Source organism: Bifidobacterium sp. UTCIF-39, assembly GCF_006408715.1.
Classification (GTDB): domain Bacteria; phylum Actinomycetota; class Actinomycetes; order Actinomycetales; family Bifidobacteriaceae; genus Galliscardovia; species Galliscardovia tissieri.
Genome location: NZ_JEOG01000007.1, coordinates 55,433 through 75,190, shown reverse-complemented (window position 1 = coordinate 75,190; position 19,758 = coordinate 55,433). Strand labels below are relative to the sequence as shown.

Sequence of the window (19,758 nt, the reverse complement as noted above, 5' to 3'; positions counted from 1 at the left end):
GCAGACGTCGCGCTAGAGTGGTGTCTCATGCAAGATGCTTACAGGTCAGGATTCATCGCGGTCGTCGGACGACCGAACGTTGGTAAGTCCACGCTGATCAACGCGTTGATCGGCTCACATATCGCCATTACATCGTCCCGCCCGGAAACCACCAGAAAGGCGATCCGTGGCGTGCTCACCACCGACAATGCGCAGATCGTGCTGGTGGACACCCCCGGTATTCACCGTCCCCGCACACTGCTTGGACAGCGTCTCAATGACATCGTCGACGATTCGCTATCCGATGTCGACGCCGTCGCATTCCTATTGCCCGCCGATCAGCCCATCGGCCCTGGAGACAAACGAATCCTCAGCCGTCTTCGTAGCGACTTCGCACGCAAAAACGATGACGGTTCCCTGACGTGGAAGGTACCGCTGATCGCTGTGGTCACCAAGATCGACGAACTCGATCAGGCCGCGCTGGTCGACAAGCTCATTGCCATCAACGAATTCGCGGCATTCTCTGACATCGTACCCGTGTCGGCGCTGGAGAAGGACAATCTCGATGAGGTCAAGCAGGTCTTCATCGAAGCCATGCCGGAAGGCCCACAGATGTACCCCGAGGACCAGATCAGTGAGGAGTCTCCCTCCGAGACGATTGCCGAGCTCGTTCGAGGGGCGTTCCTCGAGGAGCTTACGGACGAACTTCCCCATTCTCTCGCCGTGGTGGTCGACGCCATCGAATATCCCGACGAGGACGAGGACGAGAACGCCGACTCCGACAAACCTCGCGCCGCGAATGCGCCCAAGCCCAAGGCGCAGGTGCATGTGTCCGTCTATGTCGAACGCGACTCGCAGAAGCCGATTATCATCGGACGCAAGGCGGAGCATCTGGTGAGGGTCAAGAAGAAGCTGCGTACGCCGATCAACCGCATCGTCGGATGCAAGGCCAACCTCGACATGCACGTCAAGGTGGCCAAGGAGTGGCAGTCCGATCCGAAGAAACTGGAAAGGCTGGGATTCTGATGAGCGAACGCAATGGAACCCATTCGGGTACGGTGAATGTGGCGATTCTGGGATGCGGCCGTATCGCACGTCACATGGCGCAAACGCTGCGAGGTATGAGCCAGGACGATCGCTACGCCGATCTGATCCATCTCTATGCCGTCGCTACACGGTCTGATGAGGCACGGGCCCGCGAGTTCGCCGATCAGTACGGTTTTCCCCACGCCTATGGTTCCTATGCCGATATGCTTGCCGATCCCGAGATCGATCTGGTCTACATCGCCACGCCACATGCGTTGCATGCCGATCAGGCCATCGCATGTATGATGGCCGGCAAGAACGTGCTGGTGGAGAAGTCCTTCACGGCGAACGAGAGACAGGCGCAACGCGTGCTGGACGTCGCCCGTGAAACCGGGTTGTTGTGCACCGAGGCGATCTGGACGCGGTACATGCCCAGTCGCCAGCTGATTCTCGATGCGATTGCATCCGGAGCGATCGGTACGCCTCGTCAGGTGTATGCGAATCTTTCCTATCCGGTTTCCGCCAAGGCGCGCATGGTCGATCCGGCCATGGCCGGTGGTGCGCTGCTCGATGTGGGCGTCTATCCGATCAATTTCATCGCCATGGCGTTCCCGGATGCGCGGATTCAACGGACGATCAGCTCCTGCACGCTGACCGATAGGGGAGTGGATGAGCAGTTTTCGGCTACGTTCTGGCTGGACAACGGCGTATCTGCGACGATCGATTCGTCCATGGTGTCCGTCGGCAGCAGGCAGGGCGTGATCCAGGGCGACAACGGGTATCTGATCGTCGAGAACATCAACAATCCCGAACGGATCGATGTATTCGACAAGGATCACCGCAGAATCAACGTCATCGACGTTCCTGAACAGATCACCGGTTATGAGTATCAGGTGGTCTCCGCAGCACACGCGATTCTTGAAGGATGCGGTGAGTGTCCGGAGATACCTCACACTGAGACCCTGCGGATCATGCGCATCATGGATTCGCTGCGTGAGCAGTGGGGCGAGGTTTACCCGTTCGAACGGTAGACGGCATCTGGAAACGGAAGGATGAAAAGGATACGAAGTTGTCGCGGCCGACCGAATGATCACATGAATTGATGATCGCTCCGGCATGGCCGTTGGATATATGCGACAGGGGCGGTGACCACGGATCGAAGCCGTGGCCACCGCCCCTGTCTGGTTGTTCGCAGTCGAACTCGGATTGCTTGCTTGCGGCTACTTCTTGCGCGGAGTGTACATCTGCGTGTTGAGCAGTTCGGCGTAGCGGGCGATCACCTTCGGGCGGATCACCTTCATCGAAGCGGTCATCAAACCGTTCTCCTGGGTGAACTCCTCCGGCAGAACGATGAACTTGCGCACCGATTCGGCGCGGGAGACGCCGTCGTTCGCCAGATCGACGAACTTCTGGATCTCCGCACGTACGGCGGCATTCGCCGCGGCCTCCTCCATCGACATGTCACGGTTGAGTCCCTTGGATTCCAGCCACGGGCGCAGATTATCCTCGTCGAGCGTGATCAGCGCGGAAATGAACGGACGCTTATCGCCGAGCACCAGTGCCTGCGAAACGATCTCACAGCGTTGAATGACCTCCTCGATCGGACCGGGGGAGACGTTCTTGCCGCCTGCGGTGATGATGAGGTCCTTCTTGCGGCCGGTGATGTACAGGAAACCATTGCCGTCGAGACGTCCCAGATCGCCGGTGACATACCATCCGTCCTCGGTGAACGACGACTTGGTGGCCTCGTCGTTCTTGTGGTAGCGAGGGAACACCGAGGTGCCCTTGATCTGAATTTCCCCGTCCGTTCCGATGCGCAACGTGAAGCCAGGGAACGGGATGCCGACGGAACCCTGATGGAATGGCACGCCCAGCGGGTTGAATGCGCAGGGAGCCGTGGTTTCCGTGGCTCCATAGCCTTCATAGACGGGCACATTGGCTCCGCGGAAGAACGCCATGAGTTCGGGGTCCAGCGGAGCGCCACCGGAGACGATCCACTGTGCGCGGCCTCCGAGGGCGTCACGCAGCGACTTGTATACGATCGGGTCGAACGATGCGCGGCGGGCGCTGGTCAGCAGTCCCGCATGGCCCTTGTCGTTGACTTCTTTCATATAGTCCTGTGCGGCGGTCACCGCGGCGGCGAAGGCCAATCCCTTGGCTCCATGACCGGCCTTCTGCGAGGCGGCGTTGTAGACCTTTTCCAGCACTCGCGGCACCACGATCATCACTGCCGGTCGTGCGACCTGAAGATCACTGATCAGCGTCTTGATACCCTGCGCAATGTAGACGTGAAGGTTGCTGGCGACCACGATGTAGTTGATGGCACGGGCGAAGGAATGCGCCTGCGGAAGGAACAGCAGCACCGAGTTATTCTCGTCATGCAGCAGATCGGGCATGTAGTCGCGCAGGTTGAAGGCGTCGGCGCAGTAATGCTCGTGCGTCATCTCCACACCCTTCGGTGCGGCGGTGGAGCCGGATGTGTAGACGATCGAGCACAGGTCGGTTTTGTGAATCGAACTGATTCGCTCGTCGAGCACGGCGTCGGATATCGAAGCACCATACGCCTGAATCTCGTCAAGGCCGCCGGTCTCCAGACATACGATGCGCTCCACCGTCGGGCAATCGCCGATCACGGTCTCCGCCTCGGCGCGCATGTCCGTGGTCTCCACGATCAGCAGACGGGCATCGGAGTTATTGGCGATGTTGCGGATCTGCTCGCCCGAATCGGTGTCATAGATGGTGGCGAGCACGCCGCCGCAGGCCATGATGGCCGCGTCGATGACATCCCATGCGTAGCTTGTGCGGCACATGAATGCCACGCTGTCACCCTTCTTCAGTCCGTAGTGCAGAAGGCCCTTTGCGGTGATGCGGATGTCGGCGAGCGTTTCGTCGGCGGTCTTGGTGATCCAGCGGCCATCCTGCTTGAAGGTGTACAGTGGCTTGTCTCCCATGCGCTCGGCACGCTCGGCATAGATGTCGTAGATGCTGGTTCCTTCGTCGAGCGGCGGATTGCCGTCCGTACGAGCCGTCAGCAGTCCGTCATCGTCAAGGAAGGTCGTCGTCGCATAGCCGGGACCCCAGAAATCGACGTGCGGCAGTTCATCGGGTGACGGTGCCGCATGCGACGGCGGATTGTCAGGCAGGCCGTCCTCGTTCAGATCGTCGCTGCCGGGATAGTCCTGATAATTGCGTCCGAGGGTGGAAGCACGATGAGCCGCCGACGCGACGGCGTTCTTCACGGAACCGATTAGACCCACAAGTTCTCCTTCAACTTAAAGATTCCTCGCATACTCTAGTCCCCGGCGCGTTCGTTACGCTACCGTAGGCGGCTCGGTGCCGTCTCTTTTGGAAACGGGTCTGCATAGCGCGCGCATCCGAATTCTGGGCAAGTGTTGCCAATTGTTGACTTTGATATAGACTTGACTGGGCATCGCGGATCATCGTGACGCCGTCACAGAAGTTACGAGGGAGGACCAGGTGGCGGAAGATACGCAATCGACCATCACTTATGGAATTTTCAACGAGACCGCGGAATATGAATCCCGCGTGGCTCTCACCCCGGATATCGTCAAGCGACTCAAGCGCTCGTCCGTAGCGTGCGTGATCGAAAGCAACGCAGGACATGCCGCCGGTTTCAGTGATGAAGAGTATGAGAAGGCGGGTGCCAGCATCGGCTCCAAGGATGAGGTCATCGCTCAGGCACAGGCATTCGGTTTTGTGGGACGACCCGATGAAGGGCTCATCGACAGACTGCCCAGGGGATCCTGGGTCATCGGCATGCTCGGATCATTCACCGATCAGGAATACGTAGACCGTCTCGACAAGGCCGGACTGGTCGGCGTCGGCATCGAAAAGCTGCCGCGCCAGCTCAGCTCCGCGCAGTCGATGGACGAGATGACCAGCCAGAACTCGGTCATGGGATACAAGGCCGTGCTCAAGGCCGCCGACGCCTATGGCTCGTTCTTTCCCATGATGACCACCGCGGCGGGCACGATCCGTCCCGCCAAGGTGCTGATCCTCGGCGCCGGCATTGCCGGTCTGCAGGCCATTGGCACCGCACGTCGTCTAGGTGCGGTCGTGACTGCGTACGATGTTCGTCCCGCCGCCAAGTCCGAGGTGCTGTCGCTGGGTGCCAAGTTCCTGGATCTGGGATTGGACTTCTCCAAGGGGCAGGGCGAAGGCGGCTACGCGCGTCAGCTCACCGCGGAGGAACAGGCCGCCCAGCAGGCGGCCGTGGACACCAAGGCCGCCGAATTCGACGTGGTCATCACCACCGCCAAGGTGCCCGGACGCAAGCCTCCGGTGCTGCTCACCAAGGCCGGCGTGGATGGATTGCATCGCGGTGCCGTGATCGTGGACTGCGCGGCAAGCGATCTCGGCGGCAACGTCGAAGGATCCAGACCGAATGAGACCATCATCACCGACAACGGCGTCCAGCTGATCGGCGCCCCGGATCTGGCGAGTGGAGTAGCCACCACGGCCTCCAACTTGCTGGCCCGTAACGTGGCCGATGTGCTTGTGCATTTCGTTCAGGACGGCAAGCTCGCCATGGATCTGAATGAGGAACTCGACAATGCCATGGTCGTCGCGGGACGCGATGAGACCACGGCGACCAAGGAAGAGGAGAAGTGATCATGCCGGATCTCGTCGTTTCGATCACACTGTTCGTACTCGCGCTGCTCATCGGCATCGAGGTCATCGGCAAGGTGCCAGCCACCCTGCACACCCCGCTGATGTCCGGAGCGAATTCGATCCACGGCATCGTCATCGTCGGCGTCGTCATCGTCGCCGCCGAGGCCCACACCCCGCTCGCCTATGTGTTCATTTTCCTGGCCGCCGTGCTCGGCACCATGAACGTGGTCGGCGGCTATGTGGTCACCGACCGCATGCTTGAGATGTTCAAGAGCTCCAAGCCTTCCAAGAAGGATGAGAAGGAAGGCGATAAGTGATGACTGCGACTCCTATCGATATCGTTGCATGGTTCGTGTATCTGCTGGCCGCCGTGATGTTCGTCATGGGCCTGCACTTCATGAACTCCCCGAAGACCGCCCGTAAGGGCAACCAGATCTCCGCCACGGGCATGGTGTTCGCCGTCGTCATGGCGTTCGTGCATCTGTTCGTGCAGGGCTTCATCTCCGTCACTGCCGTGATCGTGCTCGTCGTGGGAATTCTCATCGGCGCGATCGCCGGCGTGGTGTCCGCCAAGAAGGTCAAGATGACCGATATGCCGCAGCTGGTTTCCGTGTTCAACACGGTCGGTGGCGGCGCGGCGGCGTTGGTCGCACTCAATGACATCCTTACCAACGAGAACCTGCCCACGCTGGTCGTGCTCATCACGGCCGGACTGGGTATCATGATCGGCTCCGTGACCTTCACCGGTTCGCTCATCGCCGCAGGTAAGCTGCAGGGCGTCAAGTTCGTCAAGAACCTCAAGCTGCCCGGCAAGAGCTTCTGGAATGTACTGTTCATCATTCTTACGATCGCCGCCTTCGTGATGCTGTGCGTTCAGCCCGAACAGCGTCTGCTCTGGTCCGTGCTTACCACCGTGTTCGCCCTGTGCTATGGCTTGGTGTTCGTGATCCCGATCGGCGGTGCGGATATGCCCGTCGTTATCTCCGTGCTCAATGCCTGCACTGGTACCGCCGTGGCCATGTCCGGTCTGGCCATCGACAACGTGGCGCTTATCGTCGCCGGTGCCCTCGTCGGCGCTGCCGGTGTGACCCTGTCCATCCTCATGGCCCAGGCCATGAACCGTCCGCTGATGTCCGTCCTTGCCGGTGGTTTCGGAGGCGACAATGCCGCGGGCGGCGATGACGGCGTGACAGGCACCATGAAGGAGACCACCGCCGACGACGTGGCCGTTCAGCTCGTCTATGCACAGAAGGTCATCTTCGTGCCCGGCTTCGGTCTCGCCATGGCCCAGGCCCAGCGAGAGCTCGCCGATCTTGGTGAACTGCTCAAGAGCCGTGGTGTGGAGGTCGCCTATGCCATCCACCCGGTTGCCGGCCGTATGCCCGGACACATGAACGTGCTGCTTGCCGAGGCCAACGTGCCCTATGAGGAGCTTGTGGATCTTGACGACATCAACCCGCAGTTCCCCACCGCCACCATCTCTCTGGTGGTCGGCGCGAACGACGTCACCAATCCTGCCGCTCGTCGTCCGGGAACCCCCGTCTCCGGCATGCCGATCCTTGACGTCGACAAGTCGCAGAACGTAGTGGTCATCAAGCGTGGTCGTGGCAAGGGCTACGCGGGCATCGAGAATGAGCTCTACTTCGAGGACAACACGCAGATGCTGTTCGGTGACGCGAAGAAGGAGCTGCAGGCGATCATCGCCTCCGTCAAGGAGCTCATCGCCTGATCGGATCGTTTATCGTTCCGTATGGCGTGAACGTCGGAATGACGGTAATGGCATTCCGATGACAGGCGACATTGATTCAGAAGGATCCCATCCGACATCGCGCGGATGGGATCCTTTCTTTGTTTGTTTTCCCCAGCAAGGATGTGCGATCGACTATCCGGAACGCCGAAACGCATAGGGAAGGACGATGTCAGGCATAGGGTGATGTAGGGTGAGGCACTGTGAAGAAGATCGTTGTCCGTATGCTTGATGTGACGCCGGCCGTGGTGATCGTCGCGCTTGAGGGCGCGTTGATGTATGTGGCCACCGGGGTGGCCAAAAGCGTGTTCACCCAGATCGATCCGCTGTGTGCGGCATGGTATCGTTTCGGCTTTCTGGCCCTGCTGATGGTCATGTGGCGTAGGCCGTGGCGTCGTGAAGTGCGCAGGACGTTGCCCGTCACCCGTCGTGATTGGGTGATCACCGCCGGATGCGGTGTGGCCATCGTCGCCATGAACACCATGTTCTATCTGGCCATCAGCCAGATGAACATGGGCATGGCGGTCGCCATCGAATTCATCGGACCACTTGGCGTGGCGGTACTTACCGGTCGGAATTGGAGGGAACGCGTCGGTATCGTCATCGCGGCCGTCGGTGTGGTGTTGCTGGCCGGTATGTCGCTTGCCTCACCGGACGGCGGTCATTTCCTCGTTGGTCTTATCGCCATTCTCATCGGAGGCTCCATGTGGGGCGTATACATCGTGATGGGACGCAAGGTGGCCAGTACGGGTAGCCCGCTAAACCGTCTGTCCGTCGCCATGTGCATCGGATTCGCCGTGCAGTCGGTGTTCCTCGCCGTGCCTGCCGTACGAGGTCTGTTCGTGCCGCCTCAGACCGCGACCTGGCTGGTGTCGGAAGGAGGCTGGGGCATTCTCCATCTGCTGGCGCTTATGCTTGTCGTGTCCATATTCAGCTCGTTCTTCCCGTATGTGATCGATCAGGTGGTGATGCGCAAGACCACTCCGGGCGCGTTCTCCGTCATGCAGTCCATGTATCCCGCCATGGCGGTGGCGGTTGGGCTGCTCTTCGCGGAGTTCCCGACCATATGGGAGATCATCGGCGTTGGATGCGTGATGCTCGCCGTCGTCATCACATTCTCCGGGGCCTCGCGTGTGCGACACCCTGTTCGTCGTGATTCGGTGGATGTGGTAGACTAAACGACTGTTGTCTTGGCGAGGGAGCGGTGATGAGTGCACCATCCTCCGTAATCGACTCGACGTGTGATTGTTTCCATGCTGTGCATGGGCGTTCTCCGCGGCGCGTCGATGCGCCGAAACGAATTTCCGAGATTTCGATCCATAAGGAGAACATCATGGCAGATATCACTCTTGAAGGTGCCGTTCGTAGCGAGTTCGGCAAGGGCGCTGCCCGCCGTCTGCGCGTCGCCAAGCTGGTTCCGGCCACCGTGTACGCCGGCGGCGAGGCCCCGACGTTCCTGCAGCTCCCGATGAAGGAGACCACCAACGCCCTGCGTCACACCAACGCCCTGTTCGAGCTGAAGTTCGGTGAGGACTCCAAGCTCGCCGTCGTCAAGGACGTGCAGCGCAACCCCGTCAAGCAGCAGATCGAGCACGTGGACTTCTACGAGGTGCGCGCCGGCGAGAAGATCGAGGTCGAGGTTCCGGTCTTCGTCGAAGGCACCCCGAAGGGCGCTGCCGTGGCGTTCGTCGACATTCAGGAGCTCAAGGTGCGCGCCGACGTGACCAACCTGCCCGAGCGCATCACCATCAGCGTTGACGGCCTCGTTGACGGCACCAAGGTGCTTGCCAAGGACGTCGTCCTGCCCGAGGGCGTGGAGCTGGTGCACGACGATCTGGAAGAGTCCGTCGTGACCGTCGAGGTTCCGGAAGACGCCGCTGCCGAGGCTCCTGCTGCTGCTCCGGCTGCCGATGCCGCCGCTGCTCCGGCTGCCGATGCCGCCGCTCAGGCCTGAGATCGGTCCTTTCGCTGACTCCACCGCCACTTGGCGATGATTCCAGCCGATGGGCATGCCATCGGGGAAGAGCCCACCATCAGTGTGGGCTCTTCTCATTTCAGGGATGCCTTGCGGTTTTCACAATATGAACTTTCTCTTATACCGGTAACGTGCATGTGAGAAAGTGTTACTCAGTTCGGTGCCAGAAGCGCTGACGACATACTGACTGCCGATTGCTGCGATCGGCAATGAATACAAAGAAGCTGAGAATGACAGAAAATACTCATCACGATCCGACGGCCCTGTCCAAGCTGGCCGACGCGTTCACCGTGCTGCCCAACGACAATCCGGCCTCCGACGCCAAGCGTCAGGAGCTCATCGACAAGCCGGCGTTTGGTCAGGTCTTCTCCGATAACATGACCCATATGACGTGGACCAAGGGCGAAGGCTGGTCCGATCGTCGCGTTGAACCGTATGCCCCGCTGAAGATGGACCCGGGCGCATCCGTGCTGCACTACGCGCAGGAATGCTTCGAAGGCCTCAAGGCCTACCATCACGACGACGGATCCGTCTGGCTGTTCCGCCCGGATGCCAACGCCGAGCGTTTCCAGAACTCTGCGAAGCGTCTGTACCTGCCTGAGCTGTCCGTTGACGACTTCCTCGGCTCGGTGGCCGCACTGGTCAAGCGTGATGCGGCATGGGTGCCCACCCGTCGTGAGTACACGCTGTACATGCGTCCGTTCATGTTCGCTTCCGAACCGTTCCTGGGTGTGCGTGCTCCGCAGGAGGTCGATTACTGCGTGATCGCCTCTCCGTCCGGCCCGTACTTCCCCGGTGGTGTCAAGCCCGTGAGCATCTGGGTGGAGGACAAGTGGTTCCGTACCGGCCCTGGCGGCACCGGCTTCGCCAAGTGCGGCGGCAACTACGCCGCCTCGTTGCTCGGCGAGTACACGGGTATCGAAAACGGCTGCGAGCAGGTATGCTTCGTGGACGCCGCCACCAAGACCTACCTCGAGGAGCTCGGCGGCATGAACATGATGGCCGTGCACAAGGACGGCCACGTGGAGACCCCGTCCCTGACCGGCAACATCCTGCCCGGTGTCACCCGCCGCTCGCTGATCCAGTTGCTGCAGGACAAGGGCCGCGACGTCGTCGAGACCATGATCCCGCTCGAGCAGCTGCTTGAGGACATCAAGTCCGGTGAAGTCACCGAGGTGTTCGCCTGCGGTACCGCCGCCATCATCACCCCGATCGGACGCTTCAAGTCCGAGAAGTTCGACGTGACTGTCGCCGACGGTGGCTCCGGCGAGCTGACTGTCGCTCTGCGTGACGAACTGCTCGGCATCCAGCTTGGTGAGATCGAGGATCCGCACAACTGGATGTGGAAGGTCTGCTGACCTCTACACCCTATTCTGAGGACCGTTGAAATCCCGGTATTTTCTGGGGTTTCAACGGTCCTCTTTTTTGTTTTTGGGCACATTTTGGGCACGTTCCCAGGTCTCCCCACTGACGGCGTCGTCGATGCTCACGGCGACGGAGTCGAGAGCGGCGTTCGAGGGGGTGCTGATGTTTTCTTGAATGGTTAATGGCCAAGCCTCGTGGCTGCTTGCCTCGATCATCCCCGCACGCAACGCCACCCGCATCCAACCGGCGCAAGGCCTCACCAGCTGAGACAGCTCAGGGAGTCGCGGATCATGAGCAAGACAGCAAGGTGAACATCCGGACAACAATGCCGTGGCTTCTGTGTGTCCTGATGCCATGGTGATACTCTTGGCGTCGTTCCGCGCAAGCTTGATGTTCGGCATACGGGGATGGGGAGGCATGGTGGATCAGGTCGCACTGGAAAGCAACGCCGTATTCATGGGAATCGAGTATCTGGCGATCTTCATCTGCGGTCTTTCCGGCGGACTGGCGGCGATCCGCAAACACTACGACCTGTTCTCCATTCTGGTCATCGCCTGGGTCACCGCGCTCGGTGGCGGTATCACCCGAGACGTGCTGCTGGGGGATCTGCCACCCGTCGGCATCACTGACAAGGGATTCGTGCTCACCGCATTGTTCTCCGGCATCATTGTTGCCGTGGCGCATCCGGAGATCGAGCACCTCAAATGGTCGATGATCGTCACCGACGCACTGTCGTTGGGCCTGTTCGCGGTCAACGGCACCGCCAAGGCGCTGGCTTTCCACACATCCGGAATGACCGCAGCCTTTCTTGGCATGTTCACTGCGCTCGCAGGCGGCACCATCCGCGATATTCTGCTCAACGAGGTGCCGTCCATTCTCCGGGACAAGCATCTGTACGCGGTGCCATCCTGTGTGGCATGCGTGCTCACTGTATTCGCCTATCGGGCATCGGTGCATTGGAATCTGGGCCTCAATGGCGAGATGGTGCTTGACGTCGCCATTGTGATTCTGGTGTTCGTGCTGCGCGTGATATCGGTGAAATTCAACGTGACATTCCCCGGTGCGATGGAACGCCATCATATGCACCTGCCGGCGCAGAGACGGTATCTTAAGCGTCCGGTCATTCATCCGAAGGGACGTGACGGTAATGGCGACCGAAGGGATGACGACAACGACGACTGAATGATAGCGGTGGTGCCTTCTGACGCCGTCGGGAGACACCGTCCTGGGATCATTATGCGACAAGGATCGCAGTCCATTATTCGGACAATTTGGTGGATGTGGATGATTCTGTCAGCACGACCGTGTTTAATCAAAGCCATAATTCAATACGCATCTTCAGGGCAGGGTGAAATTCCCGATCGGCGGTATAGTCCGCGAGCATAGAGATTGCATCGACAGGTTTGAATCGACATGCAGGAGCGTAAACGCTCATGAACCGGTGGGATTCCGGTACCGACAGTTACAGTCTGGATGGAAGAAGAATGCGGCGGCGTAAAGCATGCTTTCGCACGGCCACAGATGGATATATGCCCCTGAGTTCCCATGGAGTTCAGGGATTTTTCATATCAGGCCTTGCCATAGGTGGTGCGGCGCGTCGCCACGTACCCTGGACATGCTCTATCGCGTTGAAAGGGGAAACGTGGACGATAGAGATTTCATGTCCGTGGCATTGCGCCACGCAACATTGGGCATGGGCAAGGTGAGCCCGAATCCCATGGTGGGCGCCGTCATCGTACGCGACGGCCGGATCATCGCAACAGGCCACCATGACCATTTTGGCGGCTGGCATGCCGAGCGCTCCGCACTGGAAGCGGCCAAGGCGCAAGGCGTTCCGGTACAGGGAACGACGATGTACGTCACCTTGGAACCCTGCTGCCATCAGGGCAAGCAGCCGCCATGCACGCAGGCGCTGATCGACAGCGGCATATCCCGCGTGGTGGTGGGATCCTCCGATCCGAATCCGCTGGTGGCAGGCAAGGGCATTCTCCTGCTTCGCGAGGCCGGCATCACCGTGGAGCAGGGGGTGCTCCGCGACGAATGCGATGCCCTCAACGAGATATTCATGCACTACATCGTGAACCGTACGCCGTTCGTACTGTTGAAATACGCCATGACGATGGACGGACGAATCGCCACGGCAGCCGGACGCTCGCGTTGGATCACCGGTGAGGAATCCCGCAGACGCGTGCACGAGGACAGGAACCGCTACTCCTCGATCATGGTCGGCGTCGGCACCGTCATCGCCGACGATCCCATGCTCACCTGCCGCATCGAAAACGGCCATAATCCGCTGCGCATCGTATGCGACAGCCGTCTACGCACACCGCTGGACTCCGCACTCGTGCAAAGCGCCCACGATGTGCCCACCGTGATCGCTACCTGCGTTCATGACGACGATCAGGCACGGCCATACCGCGATGCCGGCTGCGAGGTACTGACGATCGCAGCCGATGACGATGGCCATGTGGACCTCCCTGCCCTGATCCACAAACTGGGGGAGCGAGGCATCGACAGCGTGATGATCGAAGGCGGCTCGGCACTGGCCTGGTCCGCACTCCACTCCGAGATCGTCGACAAGATCAACGCATACATCGCGCCCAAACTGTTCGGCGGCACTGCGGCGCCATCCCCGATCGGCGGCGAGGGCGTGCAGGACCCCGCCGACTGCTACCGAATCACCGACAGAAGGATCCAGACGATCGGTGACGACATTCTGCTCGAAGGAGGCATCGTATATGTTCACCGGAATCGTTGAAGACCTTGGGACCGTGGAATCACTGACCCGAGGTGCCGATTCCGCCGCGCTTGCAGTGACTTCCGACGTCGTGGTCACCGATCACACGATCATCGGCGAGAGCATCGCGGTCAACGGCGTATGCCTGACCGTGACATCGATCCACGGGACGACATTCACCGCCGATGTCATGCATGAGACGCTCCGCCGATCCAGCCTCGGCACCCTGCGCAAGGGAAGTCACGTCAATGTGGAACGAGCCATGCCGGCAAACGGACGATTCTCCGGACACATCGTCTCCGGACACATCGACGGCACCGGCGTGGTGGAATCCATCGTCCCCGACGGCATCGCCACGGTCTACACGATCCGAGCACCACGGAACCTCATGCGGTTCATCGCCGAAAAAGGATCCATCGCCGTGGAAGGCATCAGCCTGACCGTCACCTTCGCCAATGAGGAGACCTTCGGCGTGTCGATCATCCCGCACACCGCCGGGCACACCGTGCTTCCGGAGCGGAAGCCGGGATCCGTCGTCAATCTGGAAATCGACCCCATCGCCAGATACGTCGACCGACTGCTGTCCATGCAAACCGAGGAAACCGGCCAGTCGGGCACAGCAACGGGTCCCGCCTCGCCCATCACCAAGGACTTCCTGCTGAGTCACGGATTCTGAACACCAGTAAGTAGTAAATAGCGAATTCAACACCCCCGGCAACTCATGCCAATTCATACCAACCATCAAATCTGCATAAAGGATCTCATCGTGAATCACACCACCAATACGCCAGACACCGATCCCGTCGCGCTCGCCATCCGTGACATTGCTGCCGGCAGGATCGTCGTCGTGGCCGATGATGAAAGCCGCGAAAACGAGGGCGATCTCATCTGCGCCACACGATTCGCCACCCCAGGCAACATCGCGTTCATGGCCACCCATGGTCGAGGACTCATCTGCACCCCGATGAGCAGTGAGATCGCCGACCGTCTCGAACTGCCACCGATGTGCGTATCGAACACCGATAATCATCACACGGCGTTCACCGTCTCCATCGATCATGTGACCACCTCCACCGGCATCAGCGCGCGCGACCGTTCCGTCACGGCGATGGCCTGCATCGACCCCGATGCCAAGCCCGACGATTTCCGTCGTCCAGGACACATGTTCCCCCTGGTCGCGCGACCGGGCGGAGTGCTGGAACGCAACGGACATACCGAGGCGACCGTCGACCTTGCCCGACTGGCGGGATTGGAACCCTGCGGACTGTGCTGCGAAATGATGAAGGAGGACGGCACGATGATGCGTCGTGACGATCTCCAGTCGTTCGCAGCCGAACACGGTCTGGCCTACATCACCATCGCCCAGCTGCAGGAATACCGTCGTACTCACGAGTTTCCCCATACGGTCCGTCGCGTCGCCACCGTCGAGCTGCCCTCCCGCTACGGACGGTTCACCATGGTGGGATATGAGTCCGAGAACGGCGGCGAACATGTGGCACTGGTGATGGGCGACGACATCCGGGCGGCGCTCGCCGGCGGTGCCCCCGTGACCGAGCCGGTGCTGTGTCGCGTCCATTCCCAGTGCCTGACGGGTGATGTGTTCGGTTCGATGCGTTGCGATTGTGGGCCGCAGCTGCAGGAGGCCATGAGTCGGATCGCCGAGCGAGGCAGGGGAGTGGTGCTGTACCTCAGCCAGGAGGGACGCGGCATCGGACTGCTCAACAAACTGCGCACCTACGAATTGCAGGAGCAGGGATTCGACACCCTTGACGCCAACCTTGAGCTTGGGTTCCCCGCCGATATGCGCGAATACGGTACAGCCGCGGCCATCCTTCGGGATCTCGGCATCGAATCGATCGATTTGATGACCAACAATCCCGACAAGATCGACCAGTTGAAACAGGCGGGCATCACCGTTGCGGATCGCGTGCCGATCGTCATCGCACCGAACGAATTCGATACCCGATACCTGTTCACCAAGCAGCATCGCATGGGCCATCTCATGAACGTCCAGGCGGACTGAGGTCTCGCTTCGGAAAGAACAACAACAACCAAACAATCACACAACCAAAGGAGTAACCAATCATGACCGTATTCGAAGGAAGCCTTGTCGCCAAGACCCAGCCGCAGTCGGGCAAGCCGGTGCGCATCGGCATCGTGGTCGCCCGATTCAACGAGTTCATCACGTCCAAGCTGTTGTCCGGCGCCCAGGACGGACTGCTTCGGCACGGTGTGGCCGACTCGGACATCGACGTGGCATGGGTGCCGGGCTCGTTCGAGATCCCGATCGCGGCGAAGCGCATGGTGAACACGGGACGGTACGACGCCGTGATCTGCCTTGGCGCGATCATCCGCGGCAGCACCTCCCATTACGATCTGGTGTGCAACGAAACCGCCAAGGGCATCGCACAGGTGTCGCTGAATACGGACGTCCCGGTGCTGTTCGGCGTCATCACCACGGAAAACATTGAGCAGGCCATCGAGCGAGCGGGCACCAAGGCCGGCAACAAGGGATTCGATTGCGCTCTTGGTGCGTTGGAGATGATCGACGTGCTGCGCTCCATCGATGCCGGCGAGTGACTGGCTGAGACGATCGACTGCAGACGCACGGATATAGGAAAAGCCCCACAGGAAAAATCCTGTGGGGCTTTCACGTCAATGGGATTCACATCACCGTCTATGCGTACTGCACATCTCGTTCATACTGGTGTATGGCATCCATGCCCTCATGCTTATGATTCATATGGTCATGGATCGTGAGGTGCATCCCGAAGCGCCTTACGAGCAGTGAACGATGAATCAGAGGGCGTTCACAGCGAGGGCCAGACCGGACTTGCGGTTGGCGGCCTGGTTCTTGTGGATGATGCCACGGCCGGCAGCCTTGTCCAGCTTCTGGGCGGCGACGCGGTAGGCGGCCTCGGCGGCGGCCTTATCGCCGGCGGCGATGGCTTCGCGGACCTTGCGCACGGCGGTCTTCAGCTCGCTCTTGTAGGCCACATTGCGGATGTGGGCCTTCTCGTTGGTCAGGACGCGCTTCTTCTGCGACTTGATGTTTGCCACTATGTACTCCAAACGACGTGTTCTAAACGGACATACGAGCGAATAGTATACCACGAGAATGAACCGAGGCCAACTCTTTAGCGGATTTTCTCCTACTGATCATGTTGGAGCGCGGAAAGGCGGTGCTCGGAACGGTATCCTGAAAACGGTAATGCCGGCCTTCGCCGGTTCGAGCCGAGGAAAGGACAGGTCATGGCAGACAAGTACAACGGCGTGCAGGAGATTCAACTGAATGACGGTGTGTCGATTCCCCAGGTTGGATTCGGCACCTATCAGATCCCGGCTCGGGACACCCAGCGTGCCGTGGAGGAGGCGCTTGAGATCGGTTACCGTCACTTCGACACCGCCGCCGCATATTACAACGAGGAGGGCGTAGGCGACGCGCTTCGGGCGACGGGCATGGCGGGCAAGGTGTTCGTGGCAACGAAGCTGCGCAATTGCGATCAGGGATACGAGCCCACCAAGGTCGCCTTCGAGGAGTCCCGCCGCAAGCTCGGCGTCGACGTGCTGGACCTGTATCTGATTCATTGGCCGTTCCCGGCGATCGACCGGTATGTGGAGACGTTCCGCGCCCTGCTTGATCTCAAGCAGGAGGGGGTGCTTCGCTCGGCAGGCGTGTCGAACTTCCTTCCCGAGCATCTGCAGCGACTCATCGACGAGACCGGTCAGGCGCCTTCCATTGATCAGATCGAGGTGCATCCCCGTTTCTCCCAGCCCGACGTCCGTCGGTACTGCGCCGAGCATGGTATCGCGGTGGAGGCGTATTCCCCGCTGGGCCACGGTGGCGACATGAGCGCCCCGGTGGTGACCGAGGCCGCCGAACGTCATGGTGTGAGTGCGGCGCAGGTGGTTCTGCGCTGGCATGTGCAGTCCGGCAGGGTGATCATCCCCAAGTCGTCGCATCCCGAACGCATGCGTCAGAATCTTGATCTGTTCGGATTCGAACTGACCGAAGCCGAGATGAACGCCATCGATGCGCTGCATGATCCGCAGGGACGCATCTCGGGTGATCCCGCGACCAACGTGAACTCGCAGTCGTGGGCGGACCAGTTCTCCCGCGGCAACGTCGTGCGCTGACCCGCCGATTCTGTCCGATCCCGTTGATCCTCTTCCGTGCCGGTTGCGAACGCATGCGTGACCGGCACGAAAGCCGCGCCCGCGGCCGTGCCGTCAATGGTGACAACGGTTGATTGTAAACTAGTGATTTTGGAATAACGTCGCATGCACATGCGGTTGACAAGGAGACTAGTTTGGCGATTGAGCAGAAGAACAAGCCCGGTTACACCGATCAGTCATTGATTCGCAATTTCTGTATCATCGCGCATATTGATCATGGCAAGTCCACGGTGGCCGATCGCATTCTTCAGTTGAGCGGCATTATCGAGGAACGTGAGATGCGCGACCGCTTCCTCGACCGCATGGATATCGAGCAGGAGCGCGGCATCACCATCAAATCACAGGCCGTTCGCGTGCCGTGGACCTTCGACGGTACCGAATACACGCTTGGCATGATCGACACCCCCGGACACGTCGACTTCACCTACGAGGTGTCCCGTGCCCTGGCCGCATGCGAGGGCGCGGTGCTGCTGGTCGACGCCACGCAGGGCATCGAGGCGCAGACGCTGAGCAACCTGTACATGGCCATCGACCACGATCTGACCATCATCCCCGTACTCAACAAGATCGACCTTCCCAGCGCCGAACCGGAGAAGCACGCCGAGGAGATCGCCGGCCTGATCGGCTGCGACGTCTCCGACGTGCTCAAGGTGTCAGGCAAGACCGGCGAAGGCGTGGCGGAACTGCTCGATCGCATCGTCACCGACATCCCCGCGCCGCACGGCGACCCCAACGCCCCCGCACGCGCGTTGATCTTCGACTCCGTCTATGACTCTTACCGCGGCATCGTCACCTACATCCGTATGGTCGACGGCGAGCTCAAATCCCGTCAGAAGATCCATATGATGGGTCTGGGCACCACGCACGACCCGATTGAACTGGGTGTGATCAGTCCTGAGATGCAACCGACGCAGGCGCTTGGCGCAGGCGAGGTGGGATACGTGATCACCGGCGTGAAGGATGTCAGTCAGTCCAAGGTGGGCGACACCGTCACCGAGGATGCGCGCCGAGCCGTCGAGCCGCTGCCAGGCTATCGTGATCCCAAGCCCATGGTGTATTCCGGTCTGTTCCCGATCGACAACGCACAGTTCCCGGATCTGCGCGACGCTCTCGACAAGCTCAAGCTCAACGACGCCGCCCTCGTCTACGAACCGGAGACCTCGGTCGCGCTGGGCTTCGGCTTCCGATGCGGATTCCTCGGCCTGCTGCATATGGAGATCGTCTCCGAGCGACTCGCCCGCGAATTCGGCCTCGACCTGATCTCCACCGCACCCAACGTGACCTATGAGGTGACGATGGAGGATCGTAGCGTCCACATCGTCAAGAACCCGAGCGAATTCCCCGACGGCAAGGTGAAGAAGATCGTCGAGCCCATGGTCGCCGCAGACATCATCCTCCCCAAGGAGTTCATCGGAGCGGTCATGGACCTGTGCCAGGAGAACCGCGGACAGATGGGCACCATGGAGTACATCAGCACCGACCGTGTGGAGATGCACTACCGCATGCCATTGGCCGAAATCGTGTTCGACTTCTTCGACCAGCTCAAGAGCCGCACCAAGGGATACGCATCACTTGACTATCACGAGGACGGCGAACAGTCGGCCGATCTCGTCAAGGTCGACATCCTCATCCAGGGCGAGAAGGTGGACGCCTTCAGCGCTATCGTGCACCGAGACAAGGCCTACAGCTACGGCGTGATGATGACCAAGAAGCTGCGCGAGCTCATTCCCCGCCAGCAGTTCGAGATTCCGATCCAGGCGGCCATCGGATCGCGCATCATCGCACGAGAGACCATCCGCGCCCTGCGCAAGGACGTGCTCGCCAAGTGCTACGGCGGTGACATCAGCCGTAAGCGCAAGCTGCTCGAGAAGCAGAAGGCCGGCAAGAAGCGCATGAAGATGCTCGGCCATGTCGAAGTGCCGCAGGAAGCATTCATCGCCGCACTGTCCACTGATGAGCCGACCGACCGCGACACCAAGGACAAGATTCGCGCCGCACAGAAGAAGGAAGGCTGATCCGGCTGGGGTACCCGGCTGAGTCAGCTGAGCCATAGGCCCCTCCGATATCCATCGATATCCCTCGAGGGGCCTCCGTCGTTGTTGAAAGGGTCGAATTGACCTA

17 protein-coding genes and 1 riboswitch are annotated in these 19,758 nt (G+C 60.3%); of the genes, 15 read left to right on the top strand and 2 right to left on the bottom strand.

The features are described 5' to 3' along the window. Positions 1 to 27 precede the first annotated feature (27 nt). Both era and EP30_RS04590 read left to right on the top strand, forming a co-directional pair. Complete coding sequence (gene era, locus EP30_RS04595) at positions 28 to 1,005, top strand: GTPase Era (protein WP_258185367.1); 978 nt, start codon at positions 28 to 30, stop codon at positions 1,003 to 1,005. Beyond that, a complete protein-coding gene (locus EP30_RS04590; RefSeq protein ID WP_140556562.1) occupies positions 1,005 to 2,036 on the top strand; it encodes a Gfo/Idh/MocA family protein in 1,032 nt (343 codons plus the stop codon). Before era ends, EP30_RS04590 begins: the two co-directional genes overlap by 1 nt. A gap of 189 nt (positions 2,037 to 2,225) precedes the next feature. On the opposite strand, the gene EP30_RS04585 is transcribed toward EP30_RS04590, so the two are convergent. Next, a complete protein-coding gene (locus tag EP30_RS04585; RefSeq protein ID WP_375137738.1) occupies positions 2,226 to 4,163 on the bottom strand; it encodes an AMP-dependent synthetase/ligase in 1,938 nt (645 codons plus the stop codon). Positions 4,164 to 4,482: 319 nt separating this feature from the next. On the opposite strand from EP30_RS04585, the gene EP30_RS04580 reads away from it, so the two are divergent. From EP30_RS04580 to ribE, 11 genes are all read left to right on the top strand, one after another. Then, on the top strand, positions 4,483 to 5,637 hold the full coding sequence (locus EP30_RS04580) for an NAD(P) transhydrogenase subunit alpha (protein WP_094665316.1): 1,155 nt from the start codon (positions 4,483 to 4,485) through the stop codon (positions 5,635 to 5,637). A 2-nt stretch (positions 5,638 to 5,639) separates the two neighbouring features. After that, the gene (locus EP30_RS04575; RefSeq protein WP_094665387.1) at positions 5,640 to 5,954 is read left to right on the top strand and encodes an NAD(P) transhydrogenase subunit alpha; all 315 of its coding nucleotides are present in this window, start codon (positions 5,640 to 5,642) and stop codon (positions 5,952 to 5,954) included. Beyond that, entirely contained in the window at positions 5,954 to 7,366 is a 1,413-nt protein-coding gene (locus EP30_RS04570; protein WP_094665318.1) for an NAD(P)(+) transhydrogenase (Re/Si-specific) subunit beta, read from the top strand. The genes EP30_RS04575 and EP30_RS04570 overlap by 1 nt, the downstream gene beginning before the upstream one ends. Positions 7,367 to 7,587: 221 nt before the next feature. Next, positions 7,588 to 8,562: a DMT family transporter gene (locus EP30_RS04565; protein WP_140556558.1), complete on the top strand. Its 975-nt coding sequence runs from the start codon at positions 7,588 to 7,590 to the stop codon at positions 8,560 to 8,562. A gap of 155 nt (positions 8,563 to 8,717) precedes the next feature. Continuing rightward, positions 8,718 to 9,338, top strand: coding sequence for a 50S ribosomal protein L25/general stress protein Ctc (locus EP30_RS04560; protein ID WP_140556556.1), 621 nt, complete (start codon positions 8,718 to 8,720; stop codon positions 9,336 to 9,338). A gap of 251 nt (positions 9,339 to 9,589) precedes the next feature. Then, a complete protein-coding gene (locus tag EP30_RS04555) occupies positions 9,590 to 10,717 on the top strand; it encodes a branched-chain amino acid aminotransferase (RefSeq protein WP_140556554.1) in 1,128 nt (375 codons plus the stop codon). A 424-nt stretch (positions 10,718 to 11,141) separates the two neighbouring features. Further along, positions 11,142 to 11,906, top strand: a complete 765-nt coding sequence (locus EP30_RS04545; RefSeq protein ID WP_258185366.1) for a trimeric intracellular cation channel family protein — start codon at positions 11,142 to 11,144, stop codon at positions 11,904 to 11,906. A gap of 148 nt (positions 11,907 to 12,054) precedes the next feature. Next, positions 12,055 to 12,214, top strand: a riboswitch (FMN riboswitch). A 152-nt stretch (positions 12,215 to 12,366) separates the two neighbouring features. After that, entirely contained in the window at positions 12,367 to 13,482 is a 1,116-nt protein-coding gene (gene ribD / locus EP30_RS04540; RefSeq protein WP_140556550.1) for a bifunctional diaminohydroxyphosphoribosylaminopyrimidine deaminase/5-amino-6-(5-phosphoribosylamino)uracil reductase RibD, read from the top strand. Further along, the gene (locus tag EP30_RS04535; RefSeq protein WP_140556548.1) at positions 13,463 to 14,137 is read left to right on the top strand and encodes a riboflavin synthase; all 675 of its coding nucleotides are present in this window, start codon (positions 13,463 to 13,465) and stop codon (positions 14,135 to 14,137) included. Before ribD ends, EP30_RS04535 begins: the two co-directional genes overlap by 20 nt. A 90-nt stretch (positions 14,138 to 14,227) precedes the next feature. Further along, positions 14,228 to 15,484, top strand: coding sequence for a bifunctional 3,4-dihydroxy-2-butanone-4-phosphate synthase/GTP cyclohydrolase II (locus tag EP30_RS04530; RefSeq protein WP_258185365.1), 1,257 nt, complete (start codon positions 14,228 to 14,230; stop codon positions 15,482 to 15,484). 62 nt (positions 15,485 to 15,546) lie between these two features. Continuing rightward, positions 15,547 to 16,041: a 6,7-dimethyl-8-ribityllumazine synthase gene (gene ribE, locus EP30_RS04525; RefSeq protein ID WP_140556543.1), complete on the top strand. Its 495-nt coding sequence runs from the start codon at positions 15,547 to 15,549 to the stop codon at positions 16,039 to 16,041. 219 nt (positions 16,042 to 16,260) lie between these two features. Here the strand turns inward: ribE and rpsT are convergent, their stop codons facing one another. Further along, positions 16,261 to 16,521, bottom strand: coding sequence for a 30S ribosomal protein S20 (rpsT, locus tag EP30_RS04520; protein ID WP_093959271.1), 261 nt, complete (start codon positions 16,519 to 16,521; stop codon positions 16,261 to 16,263). A 192-nt stretch (positions 16,522 to 16,713) separates the two neighbouring features. Here rpsT and EP30_RS04515 point away from each other — a divergent pair, with 192 nt between their 5' ends. After that, entirely contained in the window at positions 16,714 to 17,598 is an 885-nt protein-coding gene (locus tag EP30_RS04515) for an aldo/keto reductase (RefSeq protein ID WP_140556541.1), read from the top strand. A gap of 179 nt (positions 17,599 to 17,777) precedes the next feature. Continuing rightward, positions 17,778 to 19,652 carry a translation elongation factor 4 gene (gene lepA / locus EP30_RS04510; protein ID WP_094665393.1) on the top strand — a complete coding sequence of 625 codons (1,875 nt, stop codon included), beginning with the start codon at positions 17,778 to 17,780 and terminating at the stop codon, positions 19,650 to 19,652. The last annotated feature ends 106 nt before the right edge of the window (positions 19,653 to 19,758 follow it).